Origin of the sequence: Microbacterium sp. che218, from assembly GCF_040436305.1 — a bacterium.
In the GTDB taxonomy this organism is placed as follows: Bacteria; Actinomycetota; Actinomycetes; order Actinomycetales; family Microbacteriaceae; genus Microbacterium; species Microbacterium algihabitans.
Genome location: NZ_AP031501.1, coordinates 28,016 through 40,776 on the forward strand (window position 1 = coordinate 28,016; position 12,761 = coordinate 40,776).

Genomic DNA, 12,761 nt, shown 5'->3' on the forward strand with positions numbered 1-12,761 from the left:
GTCGGCGGGGGATATGTCGAACGCCCCGGCATCGAGCCGGGGCGCTTCCTGACCTACGAGTCTACGGGACCCAGCAAGCGTTGACAAAACCCGTCGTCGCCAGTGAGAGCGTGGGAATCGCCTCGGTGAAGGCGCGGGTGTGATCCTCGGATGCTGGGTACTCCACGACCCGCCAGCCCACGGTGCCGTGCTCTTCGTCGCGGGCCTCGAGGGCGCAGGCGACAGGCTGTCCGGTGGGGCCGGTGATCTGGAACGTGGCCGACACGGACTTGTCGTTCTCGACGGTGAAGCCGGTGTCGGTGGCGGTCACCGAGGCAGCGCTGCTGGCGAAGGTCGTCCACCCGAGGTAGCCGATCGCGCTCAGTGCCAGGACCGCGACGATCGTCCAGCCCAGGATGCGGCGCCGCGGGGAGCGCGTGCGCCCGTAGCGGTCATCGAGCAGGGCTTGCGTCGTCATGGTCTCTCCGGGCTTTAGGCTGGACTTCCAGGCTACGCGCTTCCGCCCGGACCGAAGGACTCCATGCTTCCCGTGATCGTCGCTCTTGCGACCACACCCTCCCCGGTCGTCACCCCCGACGAGTCGATCGTCACGCCCGGGCCACTCGGCTTCGCCGCGATCGCCTTCATCGGCGTCGCGGTCTTCCTGCTCGTGTGGGACATGCTGCGTCGCATCCGCCGCGGCCGTTACCGCGAGGAAGTGAACGCCGAGCTGGATGCCGAGGAGCAGGCCCGCGCCGCCGAGAACGCCAGCACGGTCGACGACCAGGACATCGACCCGGCCGCTCCCCGCAGCTGAGCCGTCGTCGGGGTTCCCGGCATCCGGAGCCCTCTTCGACCTGCGCGTGACCGCGGACTCGCGCGTGACGCGGGGCGGGATCAGCCCCCGTGGTACGCGGGGGCGAGCGAGATGAGCAGGCACGCCGTCCAGTGGCAGAGGAACGCCAGCACGGTGCACACGTGGAAGATCTCGTGGAACCCGAAATGGCCCGGCCACGGGTTGGGCTTCTTGAGGGCGTAGACGATCGCCCCGGCCGTGTACAGCAGCCCGCCGACGACGACGAGCACCATCATCGCGACGTTCGCCGCCAGCAGGTCGCCGAGGTACATCACGGCGGCCCAGCCGAGCGCGAGGTACAGCGCGACGTAGAGCCAGCGCGGCGCGTTGATCCAGAAGACGCGGAACAGGATGCCGAGGATCGCCCCACCCCACACGATCGACAGCAGCAGCGTGGTCTTGGGCGTCGGCAGGGCCAGCACCGCGAGCGGGGTGTACGTGCCGGCGATCAGCAGGAAGATGTTGGCGTGATCGATGCGCTTGAGCACCGCCAGCGTCCTCGGCTTCCAGGTGAAGCGGTGGTACAGCGCGGAGTTGCCGAACAGCAGCATCGACGTCACCATGAACACCGCCGCGGCCCACTTGGCGGGCGTGCCCTGGGCGAGCGCGATCAGGACGATGCCGGCGACGATCGCGACCGGGAACGTGCCGGCGTGGATCCATCCGCGCCAGGTCGGCTTCATGTCCTGCTGCGCGCCGAGGGCTCCCGCTTCGAGGAGGGGGAGTTGCGGCATGTCGGGGCCGTCGGCCGGGATGGGACTCGTCACCCTTCCGACATTACGTCTGCTCCCATGCACGGCAGGGAACATGAACCGATGCTCACCCTTCCCCCAGGAATCGACCACCCGGGATACGAGGCGAAGGCCTCGACGCGGTAGCGTAGGCGGGTGGCGCGCGAGCGGAAGAACGAGGGGCGGGGTCCTCTCTACCGTCTCTACATCTCGCGCCTGCGCCGGCGCATGCCGACCACCGTGCCGCACCACGTCGCGATGATGATCGACGGCAATCGTCGCTGGGCGCGCCAGCTCGGCTACGACAGCGCCGCGCACGGGCACCGAGCCGGCGCGGCGAAGATGCACGAATTCCTGCGCTGGTGCGACGACCTCGGCATCGAGGTCGTGTCGCTCTACCTGCTCTCCAACGACAACCTCGTCAAGCGCGACAGCAAAGAACTGCAGGAGCTGCTCGAGATCATCGCGCAGCTCGCGGGAGAGCTCTCGCACGAGCCGAACTGGCGCGTCCAGCACGTCGGTCGCGCCGAGGGCCTGCCGCCCGAGCTCGCCGAGGTGCTGCACGAGGCGACGGAGCGCACCCGCGGCCACCAGGGTCTGCACGTGAACCTCGCCGTCGGCTACGGCGGGCGGAGCGAGATCGTGGATGCCGTGCGCTCGATCATCGTCAAGCACGACGAGTCGGGCGGATCGCTCGAAGAGCTCGCCGCGAGTCTCACCCCCGAGCAGATCGGCGAGCACCTCTACACCGGCGGCCAGGCGGATCCCGACCTCGTCATCCGCACGTCGGGGGAGCAGAGGCTCAGCGACTTCCTGCTCTGGCAGTCGGCCCACTCGGAGTTCTACTTCGTCGAGGCCCTCGGCCCCGACCTGCGCGAGGTGGACTTCCTCCGCGCGATCCGCGACTTCGCGGCGCGCGACCGCCGGTTCGGTCAGTAGAGCCCAGCCGGCCCCGCCCGGCCGCGCGCGAGGGCGCTGGAGCGGCATCCGGTGAACTACTTCACGGCTGCGAGACGCGCGAACGCGCTGTTCACGAACTCGTCATATTCGCGGCGTGTTAACGACCCTCGTGGGTGTCGCGGAGTCGTACGGTGATCACATCGGACACGGAGTCCGGTCGAGTCGACCTTCGGATCGCGACTCGTGACCCACAGGTCGACTCGTGAAAACCGGGTGAAACACCCGGGTCGGGAGTGGGTTGTGACTGCACGAGCACCGTACGACCAGCGTCACGTCGTCGAGAGCACCGAGTCCGAAGCCGGAGCCGATCAGGCCCTGCGCACGTACGTCCTGGACACCTCCGTCCTGCTGAGCGACCCCCGGGCGTTCTTCCGCTTCGCGGAGAACTCCGTGGTGATCCCCGTCGTGGTGATCATGGAACTCGAGGGCAAACGTCACGACCCCGAGATCGGCTACTTCGCCCGGCAGGCCCTGCGCCACCTCGACGAACTCCGCATCGAGCACGGCCGCCTCGACTTCCCCGTGCCGGTCGGAGACGACGGCACGCTGCGCGTCGAGCTGAACAACACCGACCCCTCCGTTCTGCCCTCGGGCATGCGCACCGGCGGCAACGACAGTCGCATCCTCGCGGTCGCGATGAACATCGCTAAAGACGGCGCCGAGGTCACGGTCGTGTCGAAAGACCTGCCGATGCGCGTCAAGGCGGCATCGCTCGGTCTCAGCACCGAGGAGTACCTCGCCGAGCAGGCGATGGACTCGGGCTGGACCGGCATCACCACGATCGACCTCTCGGGCGACGAGATCTCGGACCTGTACGAGACCGAGGTCGGGGTGAGCCCCGCCGTGGCGGGTCTGCCGGTGAACACCGGCCTCGTCATCCACTCCGAGCGGGGATCGGCGCTGGGGCGCGTGACCGGTAAGGGGGAGTACCGCCTGGTGCGTGGCGACCGCGACGCCTTCGGACTGCACGGCCGCTCCGCCGAGCAGCGCATCGCCCTCGACCTGCTTCTCGACCCCGAGGTCGGCATCGTGTCGCTCGGCGGTCGCGCCGGAACCGGCAAGTCGGCCCTCGCCCTCTGCGCGGCCCTGGAGGCCGTGCTCGAGCGCCAGCAGCAGAAGAAGATCATCGTGTTCCGCCCCCTGTTCGCCGTGGGCGGTCAGGAGCTCGGCTACCTCCCCGGCGACCAGGCCGAGAAGATGGGGCCCTGGGGTCAGGCCGTCTTCGACACGCTCGGGTCGGTGGTCTCGGGCAACGTTCTCGAGGAGGTGCTCGCTCGCGGCCTGCTCGAGGTGCTGCCCCTGACCCACATCCGCGGTCGGTCGCTGCACGACGCGTTCGTGATCGTCGACGAGGCGCAGTCCCTGGAGCGCAACGTGCTGCTGACGGTGCTGAGCCGCATCGGCCAGAACTCCCGCGTGGTGCTGACGCACGACGTGGGCCAGCGCGACAACCTCCGGGTCGGTCGGCACGACGGCGTCGCCTCGGTGATCGAGACGCTGAAGGGCCACGGCCTGTTCGGGCACGTCACCCTCACGCGCTCGGAGCGCTCGGCGATCGCCGCGCTCGTGACCGAGCTGCTGGAGGCCGGCGAGCTGTCCTGACGAGATCGAGGAGGGCCGGGATGCCGCGGCGTCCCGGCCCTTCGTCGTGCGGGGCGAGGGGCGCTGGTGTCGGGCGGGGTGGCATCCGGGAACTCCCTCGTCACCCTGGGGTGCGCACCGGTCTTCGGCGGGCGCGAGTGTCCGTAGATGAGAGGGTTCTCATCTGCGGCTCCCCGTGATCTCACGAATGCCCGTCAGGGTGGAAGCACAGGCGGGGAACACCCCGCCGCCGCCTCGGCGGATCCCCTGGAACGAGAGCGTCACGCGCAGGTCACCGCTCTTCGGGTGAGTCGGAAGACCACCGGACGCATCTCCCTGAACCCCCGGTTCCCCCACCGGGGGTTTTCGGGTTTCCGTCGTCACTCCCAGCGGTAGCCCGCCCCGCGGACGGTGACGATGTGGGCCGCGCCGATCTTCGCCCGCAGGTAGCGCACGTAGACGTCGACGACGTTGGAGTTGGGGTCGAAGTCCATGCTCCACACGCGGCTCAGCAGCTGCTCCCGGCTGAGCACCTGACCCGCGTGACGCACGAACTCCTCGGCGAGGGCGAACTCGCGGGCACTCAGATCCACCTCGCGCGAGCCGACGGTCGCGCGCCGACCGAGCACGTCGAGCGTGACGTCGCCGTGGGCGAGGGTCGTGGCCCCGACCGTCACCGGCTCGCGCAACCGCAGACGGACGCGCGCGAGCAGTTCGTCGAACTTGAAGGGCTTCGCCACGTAGTCGTTGGCCCCCGCATCGAGCCCGTCCACGGTGTCGCGGGTGCTGGTGCGCGCGGTCAGCATGATGACGGGGATCGTCGCCCCCTGTCCGCGCAGGCTCCGCAGGACCTCGAAGCCGTCCATCGTCGGCAGCCCCACGTCGAGGAGCACGAGGTCGCACGATCCCGACAGGGCGGTGTCGAGGGCTTCGGCGCCGTCGTCGACGATCAGGGTCTGGTAGCCGGCCGCCTCGAGTCCCTTCGCGACGAAGGCCGAGATGCGCTCTTCGTCTTCGGCGATGAGGATGCGGGTCATCCGGTGGCCTCTCTCTGCAGCACGACGTCGCCGGCGCGCACCGGGGTGGGCAGGGCGGCCGAGGCGCGGACGCCGGTGACGGGGATGTGGAGCGTGACCGTCGCGCCGCCGCCGGGGGTGTCGGAGACCGAGCAGTGCCCGTCGTGGGCCTTCGCGATGGCGTCCACGATCGACAGACCGAGACCGGAGCCGTCGACACCGCGACGCGTCGACAACCGATCGAACCGACGGAACACGCGGTGGCGGGCGGCGGGAGGGATGCCGGGACCGTGGTCGCGCACCCAGAGATAGGCCGTGGTGTCGTCGGCGGTGCTGCCGATCTCGACGGGGGAGCCGGCGGGGGTGTACTTCGCCGCGTTGTCGGCGAGCTGCAGCCACGCCTGCACGATGCGGTCGGTGTCGCCGAGGATGCGCACGCGTGCGCGGTGGGCGACGGACCAGGGGTGATGGGGGATCGCTCCCGCCAGCTCCGCAACGCGGTCTGTCAGCGCGGAGACGTCGATGACCTCGGCCGCCAGCGCATCGGTCTCGACGTCGGCCAGCGCGTCGATGTCGTCGACGAGCCGCGTCAGCCGGTCGAGTTCGGCGATGCCGAGCTCTCGCGTCTCGGCCGCGTCGTGCGGGTCGGCGGGATCCATCATCTCGAGGTGACCGCGCACGATGGTGATGGGGGTCTTCAGCTCGTGCCGCACGTCGTCGAGCAGCTGGCGCTGCGCCTCGACCGACATCGCGAGGCGATCGAGCATTGAGTTGACCGAGGTGGCGAGGTCGGAGATCTCGTCGTTGCCGTGGGCGCGCAGGCGGGCACCCATGCGGTCGATCGTGATCGCGTCGGCGGTGTCGCGCAGGCGCTTCAACGGCGAGAACGACCGCCCGATGACGAACCACCCGGCGACGGCCACGAGCACGAGGACGACAGCGCCCGTCACGGCGTAGCTGGCGGTCGAGAGCGTCACGAGCTCCATGCGCTGGTCGACCGAGATCAGCTGCGCGACGACGCCGTCGGCCACGGGCACCGCGGCGTACATCATCGGACCGTGGCTGCTGTCGACCCGCCCCGAGAGCTCTCCGCCGGCGATGGCCGCGGACAGCGACGAGACCAGGGCGGCGTCGCCCGCCACGTCGAGACCGGGAGGCGAGGGCGTCGAGGCCCGCACCCGTCCGTCGACGAGGGCGACCGTGCCGTCGCTGCGACCGGGGATCGCCGCCGAGGCGAGCTCGACCGCGCTGCCCCCGCTCGACGACACCGTCGCGACGAACCCGTCGAGCTGGCGTTGGGCGTTCTGGACGACGCGTTCGCTCTGCACGAGGAAGGTCGCCCCGCCCGCCAGGATCAGCCCGAGCAGCACGACGCCGAGGATCGCGCCGAGGAGTCGCACCCGCGTCGAGAGAGGTCTCGTCGCGGGGCTCATCCTTCGATTATGGCGCGCCTCGGCGTCGTGATCGTGCGGGGGCGGCTCAGCCCGGGTGCGTCATCGACAGCAGGTCGAGCTTGGCGTCGAGCACCTCTTCGGTGATCTCGCCGCGCTCGACGTAGCCGAGGTCGATGACGGCCTCGCGCACCGTGATGCCCTTGGCGACGGAGTGCTTCGCGATCTTCGCCGCGGCCTCGTAACCGATGACCTTGTTGAGGGGGGTGACGATCGAGGGCGACATGCCGGCGAACGCCTCGGCGCGCGCCACGTTGGCCTCGAGGCCGTCGATGGTCTTGTCTGCCAGCACGCGCATGGCGTTGGAGAGCAGGCGGATCGACTCCAGCAGCGCGGTGCCCATAACGGGGATCGCCACGTTGAGCTCGAACGAGCCCGAGGCGCCGGCCCAGGCGACGGTGGCGTCGTTGCCGATCACGCGGGCGCACACCATGAGCGTGGCCTCGGGGACGACGGGGTTGACCTTGCCGGGCATGATCGAGGAGCCGGGCTGCAGGTCGGGGATGTGCAGCTCTCCGAGACCGGTGTTCGGGCCCGAGCCCATCCAGCGGATGTCGTTGTTGATCTTGGTCAGCGACACCGCGATGGTGCGGAGGGCTCCGGATGCCTCGACGAGGCCGTCGCGGTTGGCCTGGGCCTCGAAGTGGTCCTTCGCCTCGGTGATCGGCAGCTGGGTCTCGGCCGCGAGCAGCTCGATGACCTTCTGCGGGAAGCCGAGCGGAGTGTTGATGCCGGTGCCCACGGCCGTGCCGCCGAGGGGGACCTCTCCGACGCGGGGGAGGACGGCCTCGACGCGCTCGATGCCAAGGCGCATCTGGCGGGCGTAGCCGCCGAACTCCTGGCCGAGGGTGACGGGGGTGGCGTCCATGAGGTGGGTGCGACCCGACTTCACGATGCCCTTCCAGGAGTCGGCCTTGGTCTCGAGGGCGGTCGAGAGGTGTTGCAGCGCCGGGATGAGGTCGGTGATCAGCGCCTGGGTGACGGCGATGTGCACCGAGGTCGGGAAGACGTCGTTCGACGACTGCGAGGCGTTGACGTGGTCGTTGGGGTGAACGGTGTCGCCGAGGATGCGGGTCGCGAGGGTCGCGAGCACCTCGTTCATGTTCATGTTCGACGAGGTGCCGCTACCGGTCTGGTAGGTGTCGACCGGGAAGTGCGCGTCGTGCGTTCCGGCGACGACCTCGTCGGCGGCCTGGGCGATGGCATCCGCGATCGCACCGTCGAGCGTGCCGAGCTCCTTGTTGGCGAGGGCCGCGGCCTTCTTGATGCGCGCGAGGGCGGCGATCTGCGTCGACTCGAGCCCCTTCCCCGAGATCGGGAAGTTCTCCACCGCGCGCTGGGTCTGCGCGGCGTAGAGCGCGTCTTTGGGCACCCGCACCTCACCCATGGTGTCGTGTTCGATGCGGTACTCGATGTCGGTCACGTCGTCGTTCCTCCAGGTCGTTCGTTCGGTTCTCAGATGCGGGGGTCTTCTACGTCGCCCACGATGACGACGGGGACGGCTTCACCCTCGTCGAGGCGGTAGTTCGCTCCGACCACGGCGGTGCGGCCCTCGGCCACGGCTTCGCTGATCAGTTCGGAGGCGCGCAGCAGATCGGCCACGGTGTGCCGCAGGTGCTCACGGCCGACGAGCTCGGCGTCGACGTGCTCGGTCAGGTGGCCGTCGACGACGTTCTCGCGCTGCACGCGGCGCACGGCGGGCACGATGGGCGCGATCTGCCGCCAGATGTACGGGGGGAGCGTGGGGGCGTCGGCGCCCGTGCTCTCGATCGCCGCGCCGACCGCGCCGCACGCGTCGTGCGCGAGCACGACGATGAGCGGGACTTCGAGCACGCCGACCGCGTACTCGAGGCTGCCGATCACCGAGTCGGAGATGACCTGGCCGGCGTTGCGCACGACGAAGAGGTCGCCCAGACCCTCGTCGAAGATGATCTCCGCGGCCAGGCGCGAGTCGGCGCAGCCGAAGAGGGCCGCGCTCGGGTGCTGCGAGGAGGCCAGCTCGGCGCGGCGCTCGACGTCTTGACGGGGGTGGGCGGGTTCGCCCGCGATGAAGCGCTTGTTGCCCTCCACCATCTGCTGCCACACCTGACGGGGGGTCATGCGCTCGCTCACGGGACCTCTCTCAACTGCTCGATCTGGGATGTGACGGATGCCGCCGCGAGGGCGGCCGTCTCGGGGGCTGCGTCGCCGTAGACGAGCACGTAGTCGGGCCCGGCGGGGGTGGCGAGCGCGTAGTCGATGTTGCCCGTGCCCGAGGGGTTGGACGGGCGGTAGATATTCCAGGTGATGCCGTCGATCTCGGTGGTCTCGGTGCTGCGGGTGCCGTCGAGCACCTGACCGACCCATGCCTCGTCGGCGTCGAACCCCTGGGCGACGCGGAGGAAGCCCGACTCGCCCTCGCGCACGTAGACCATGGTCCACGCCTCGGTGCCGCCGACGCCCTCGGTGCTCGCCTGGTTGACGCGCCAGCCTTCGCCGAGCGACGGCGTCAGGACGGGACGGCCGAGGTCGCTCTCGATGCCGGCCGCCAGAGCGGGCACGTCGGGCTGAGGCTGGGCCACCGGCTCGCCGCGGGGCACGCCGGCCACCACGACGAAGACCACCGCGACGGTCACGAGGATCGCGGCGATGAGGTTCTTGAACGTCTTGCTGTTGCGGTAGCGCGCCGAGAACTCCGCCTTGCGGTCGGCGGTCTCCTGCGGGGTCTCGGGGCGACCGAGGTGCGCGACGACGCGGGCCATCAGTCGTCTCCCTCGCCGCGCGCGGCGTCGAGTCGCCGCTTGGCGCCGAGGAGCCATTCCTCGCAGCGGGCGTAGAGCTTCTCGCCGCGCTCCCACAGAGCCAGGGACTCCTCGAGCGTGGGCGCGCCCTGTTCGAGTTCGGCGACGACGCGCACGAGCTCGTCGCGGGCCTGCTCGAACGAGAGGGTGGCGACGTCGGCGGCGGAGCCGGGGGTCGTCGCGGTCATGTCGTCCATTCTAGGCGCGACCCTCCGACGGGCCGTCGCCGATTGACTCGGCGTCGAGGGGAGTGTTTCCGGATGCCGTGCCCTCGGCGTTCGACCGGGGCGCGGCATCCGTCGTCCCGTGCGGCACCACGTCGGGCACCGCTCCCTCGGACCGGGCGGCGAGCGTGCCGTTCTCGACCGTGAGTCGCAGCGTCGCACCGGCGGGAGCCTGGGCGGCGTCGCGCACGACCGAGCCGTCGTCGAGCTGAGCGATCGCGTAGCCGCGGGCCAGTGTGGCCACGGGGGAGAGGGCGCGCAGGGCCGCGCCGAGCTCGCTCGTGCGGCGCTGTCCGGTCTCGATGCGGCGGTCGACGATGTCGCGACCCCGGTTCGAGAGCATCCACAGCTCCTGCGCGCGCGAGGTGAGCATGGTGTGCGGGGTGCGCAGCGCCGGGCGGGAGCGGACCTGCTCGAGTTGGGCGATGTCGTGCAGCACCCGCTGGGTGAGGCGGCCGGTCAGGCGTGCGCGCAGCTGCGACACGAGAGCGCGCTGCTCGCTGACGTCGGGCACCACGCGCTTGGCCGCGTCGGTGGGGGTGGACGCGCGCACGTCGGCGACCTCGTCGAGCAGCGGGCGGTCGTTCTCGTGCCCGATGGCGCTGACGACGGGGGTGGATGCCGCGGCCACCGCTCGCAGCAGTCGTTCGTCGCTGAAGCCGAGCAGGGTCTGCGGGTCGCCGCCGCCGCGGGCGATGATGATGACGTCGACCTCGGGGTCGGCATCCAGGGCCTTCAATGCCGCGATCGTCTCGGGGACGCAGCGATCGCCCTGCACGGCGGCGTGCCGCGTGCGGAAGCTCACCCGGGGCCACCGCAGCTCGGCGTTGCGGTGCACGTCCTTCTCGGCATCCGAGTTCTCGCCCGTGATGAGACCGATGCAGTGGGGGAGGAACGGCAGCTTCTTCTTGCGCACGGGGTCGAACAGGCCCTCCGAGCGCAGCTGCACGCGCAGGCGCTCGAGGCGCTCGAGCTGTTCGCCGAGGCCCACGTGTCGCATCGCCGAGATCGCGAACGAGAAGTCGCCGGTGCGCGGGAAGTAGTCGGCCTTCACGCACGCGACGACGTGGTCGCCGACCTTGAGGTCTTTCGGCAGACGGTTGAGAGTGCTCGACCAGATGCGGAAGGCCACCGTCGACTCGGTGCCGAGGTCTTTCAGCCGCCCGAACACGTTGCCGCCGCGGCGGTTGAACGAGGTGATCTCACCCTCGACCCAGACCGATCCCCAGCGCTCGATGAAACCGCGGATCGTGTCGTTCAGCCGCGACACCGAGGTGGGGGCGTCGGTGGAGGAGTCGCGCGGGTGCACGCTGTCGGCGGGCGGCGCCTGACCCGGAACGGTCTCGGGCTGGAAAGAGGTCATGTCACTCGCTGGGATGCACGCCGTCGGCGGGGGCCGCGAGAGCCGGACGTCTCTCGGGAGGGGAAGGTCCCATGCTATCCGGACCGGTCGCGCCGGGCGGGTTCGGCCGGTGTCCAGGGGCACCCCCGTAGAATCGAGGGGTGAGCTCACCTGCCGTGCACCTGCCCGTTCCCCGCATCCCGGGTCGACGCGGGCGGCTTCAGGACGTCCCCGTCCAGGGCAAGAAGAAGGTGCTGCTCGCAGCACCCCGCGGGTACTGCGCCGGCGTCGACCGTGCCGTCATCGCCGTCGAGAAGGCGCTCGAACGCTACGGCGCCCCGGTCTACGTGCGCAAGCAGATCGTGCACAACATCCACGTCGTGACCGAGCTCGAGAAGAAAGGCGCCATCTTCGTCGAGGAGGTCGACGAGGTCCCCTCCGGCTCCCACGTCGTCTTCAGCGCCCACGGGGTGTCGCCTGCCGTCGTCTCGGCCGCCTCCGACCGCGGCCTGCAGGCGATCGACGCCACGTGCCCCCTCGTGACCAAGGTGCACCGCGAGGCCGTGCGCTTCGCCCGCGACGACTTCGAGATCCTGCTGATCGGCCACGAAGGCCACGAAGAGGTCGAGGGCACCGCCGGCGAGGCTCCCGAGCACGTCACCGTCGTCAACTCGCCCGCCCACGCCGACACCATCGAGGTGCGCGACCCGTCGAAGGTCGTGTGGCTCTCGCAGACCACGCTGTCGGTCGACGAGACGATGGAGACCGTGCGGCGCCTGCGCGAGCGCTTCCCCGAGCTGCAGGATCCGCCCTCCGACGACATCTGCTACGCCACCCAGAACCGCCAGGTCGCGATCAAGAAGGTGGCCGTCGGCGCCGACCTCGTGATCGTGGTGGGTTCGGCGAACAGCTCCAACAGTGTGCGCCTGGTCGAGGTCGCCCTCGAGCACGGCGCGAAGGCCGCCTACCGCGTCGACTACGTCGACGAGGTCAAGCAGGAGTGGCTCGAGGGCGTCGAGACCGTCGGCGTCACCAGCGGTGCTTCGGTGCCCGAGGTGCTCGTGACCGAGGTGCTCGAAGAGCTCGCCGGCGCCGGTTACCGCGACGTCGAAGAGGTGCGCACGGCCGAGGAGGACTTGATCTTCTCGCTGCCCAAGGAGCTGCGTCAGGACGCCTCGGGCAAGCGCGACAGCCGCGCGCTCGGCGGTCGGGGGCACGCGTGAGCGACGACTCCTCGCGCGATGATGCACTCCCGGCCGAGGTCGGATCGCGCCCGCGTCCGCAGTTCGGTGAGTACGCCACACCTGAGGAACAGCGCGCCCGCATCCAGCGACCCGAGGTGACCGAGGCGCTCGACGCCGGCGTCGCCCCGCAGCCCGCCCCGACCCCCGAGCCCGCGCGCGCGGCGCAACCGGCCGCCGCGGGCTTCCCCGTTCCGACCACGCGCGGGGCCCGCGTCGATCGCATCGTCACGTTCGGTCTGCTCTTCTACGGCCTGTTCTCGGTGGTCACCACGATCATCCAGTTGCTGAACTTCCCCGAGTACGCCGAGACCGGCGCGCGCATGCTCGGCGTCGAGGCGACCTTCACCAATTTGTCGGCCGGTTACGTCTGGGGCGCCGCGGCAGCGGCCGTCTACGGCATCGGGTGGCTCGCCACGGCTGTGCTCACCTGGCGCCGCCTGAAGCGCGGTCGCCTGGCCTTCTGGATCCCGCTCGTCGGATTCGTCGTGACGGCACTCATCGCCGGCATCTGCGTCACCGTCGCGCTCGTCGGCGACCCGCAGTTCATGTCGGCGATCGTGAACAGCGTCCCGAGCTGAACCGTCGGGCCCGGCATTC

14 protein-coding genes are annotated in these 12,761 nt (G+C 70.3%); 5 read left to right on the plus strand and 9 right to left on the minus strand.

The genetic code is table 11. The features are described from left to right. Positions 1–61: 61 nt before the first annotated feature. Positions 62–457: a DUF4307 domain-containing protein gene (locus tag ABXS86_RS00120; RefSeq protein ID WP_353665236.1), complete on the minus strand. Its 396-nt coding sequence runs from the start codon at positions 455–457 to the stop codon at positions 62–64. 63 nt (positions 458–520) lie between these two features. Between ABXS86_RS00120 and ABXS86_RS00125 the strand changes: the two genes are divergently transcribed. Next, positions 521–796, plus strand: coding sequence for a hypothetical protein (locus tag ABXS86_RS00125; RefSeq protein WP_144835291.1), 276 nt, complete (start codon positions 521–523; stop codon positions 794–796). Positions 797–876: 80 nt separating this feature from the next. Here ABXS86_RS00125 and trhA read toward each other — a convergent pair whose 3' ends face one another. Continuing rightward, a complete protein-coding gene (gene trhA / locus ABXS86_RS00130; protein ID WP_353666208.1) occupies positions 877–1,569 on the minus strand; it encodes a PAQR family membrane homeostasis protein TrhA in 693 nt (230 codons plus the stop codon). A 153-nt stretch (positions 1,570–1,722) separates the two neighbouring features. On the opposite strand from trhA, the gene ABXS86_RS00135 reads away from it, so the two are divergent. Both ABXS86_RS00135 and ABXS86_RS00140 read left to right on the plus strand, forming a co-directional pair. Continuing rightward, positions 1,723–2,505, plus strand: coding sequence for an isoprenyl transferase (locus ABXS86_RS00135; protein WP_307212305.1), 783 nt, complete (start codon positions 1,723–1,725; stop codon positions 2,503–2,505). Positions 2,506–2,766: 261 nt separating this feature from the next. Then, positions 2,767–4,128: a PhoH family protein gene (locus tag ABXS86_RS00140; protein WP_144835287.1), complete on the plus strand. Its 1,362-nt coding sequence runs from the start codon at positions 2,767–2,769 to the stop codon at positions 4,126–4,128. Between the two features lie 359 nt (positions 4,129–4,487). Here the strand turns inward: ABXS86_RS00140 and ABXS86_RS00145 are convergent, their stop codons facing one another. From ABXS86_RS00145 to xseA, 7 genes are all read right to left on the minus strand, one after another. After that, on the minus strand, positions 4,488–5,144 hold the full coding sequence (locus ABXS86_RS00145; RefSeq protein ID WP_307212301.1) for a response regulator transcription factor: 657 nt from the start codon (positions 5,142–5,144) through the stop codon (positions 4,488–4,490). Then, positions 5,141–6,523 (minus strand): HAMP domain-containing sensor histidine kinase, encoded by a 1,383-nt coding sequence (locus ABXS86_RS00150; protein WP_353665237.1) that lies wholly within the window; start codon positions 6,521–6,523, stop codon positions 5,141–5,143. Before ABXS86_RS00150 ends, ABXS86_RS00145 begins: the two co-directional genes overlap by 4 nt. A gap of 79 nt (positions 6,524–6,602) precedes the next feature. Next, entirely contained in the window at positions 6,603–7,997 is a 1,395-nt protein-coding gene (locus ABXS86_RS00155) for a class II fumarate hydratase (protein ID WP_353665238.1), read from the minus strand. A gap of 32 nt (positions 7,998–8,029) precedes the next feature. After that, entirely contained in the window at positions 8,030–8,686 is a 657-nt protein-coding gene (locus tag ABXS86_RS00160; protein ID WP_409988227.1) for a carbonic anhydrase, read from the minus strand. Continuing rightward, positions 8,683–9,315: a DUF4245 family protein gene (locus ABXS86_RS00165; protein WP_353665239.1), complete on the minus strand. Its 633-nt coding sequence runs from the start codon at positions 9,313–9,315 to the stop codon at positions 8,683–8,685. The genes ABXS86_RS00160 and ABXS86_RS00165 overlap by 4 nt, the downstream gene beginning before the upstream one ends. After that, complete coding sequence (locus tag ABXS86_RS00170) at positions 9,315–9,542, minus strand: exodeoxyribonuclease VII small subunit (protein WP_144835277.1); 228 nt, start codon at positions 9,540–9,542, stop codon at positions 9,315–9,317. Before ABXS86_RS00170 ends, ABXS86_RS00165 begins: the two co-directional genes overlap by 1 nt. Before the next feature lie 10 nt (positions 9,543–9,552). Next, complete coding sequence (gene xseA / locus ABXS86_RS00175) at positions 9,553–10,941, minus strand: exodeoxyribonuclease VII large subunit (RefSeq protein WP_353665240.1); 1,389 nt, start codon at positions 10,939–10,941, stop codon at positions 9,553–9,555. A 140-nt stretch (positions 10,942–11,081) separates the two neighbouring features. Here xseA and ABXS86_RS00180 point away from each other — a divergent pair, with 140 nt between their 5' ends. Next, a complete protein-coding gene (locus ABXS86_RS00180) occupies positions 11,082–12,143 on the plus strand; it encodes a 4-hydroxy-3-methylbut-2-enyl diphosphate reductase (protein WP_353665241.1) in 1,062 nt (353 codons plus the stop codon). Beyond that, positions 12,140–12,742, plus strand: coding sequence for a DUF6264 family protein (locus tag ABXS86_RS00185; protein ID WP_307212284.1), 603 nt, complete (start codon positions 12,140–12,142; stop codon positions 12,740–12,742). Before ABXS86_RS00180 ends, ABXS86_RS00185 begins: the two co-directional genes overlap by 4 nt. The last annotated feature ends 19 nt before the right edge of the window (positions 12,743–12,761 follow it).

Coding starts and splice junctions, on each gene's coding strand:
- ABXS86_RS00120 (WP_353665236.1), bottom strand. CDS start 457: ATGACGACGCAAGCCCTGCTCGATGACCGCTACGGGCGCACGCGCTCC.
- ABXS86_RS00125 (WP_144835291.1), top strand. CDS start 521: ATGCTTCCCGTGATCGTCGCTCTTGCGACCACACCCTCCCCGGTCGTC.
- trhA (WP_353666208.1), bottom strand. CDS start 1,569: ATGCCGCAACTCCCCCTCCTCGAAGCGGGAGCCCTCGGCGCGCAGCAG.
- ABXS86_RS00145 (WP_307212301.1), bottom strand. CDS start 5,144: ATGACCCGCATCCTCATCGCCGAAGACGAAGAGCGCATCTCGGCCTTC.
- ABXS86_RS00165 (WP_353665239.1), bottom strand. CDS start 9,315: ATGGCCCGCGTCGTCGCGCACCTCGGTCGCCCCGAGACCCCGCAGGAG.
- ABXS86_RS00170 (WP_144835277.1), bottom strand. CDS start 9,542: ATGACCGCGACGACCCCCGGCTCCGCCGCCGACGTCGCCACCCTCTCG.
- xseA (WP_353665240.1), bottom strand. CDS start 10,941: ATGACCTCTTTCCAGCCCGAGACCGTTCCGGGTCAGGCGCCGCCCGCC.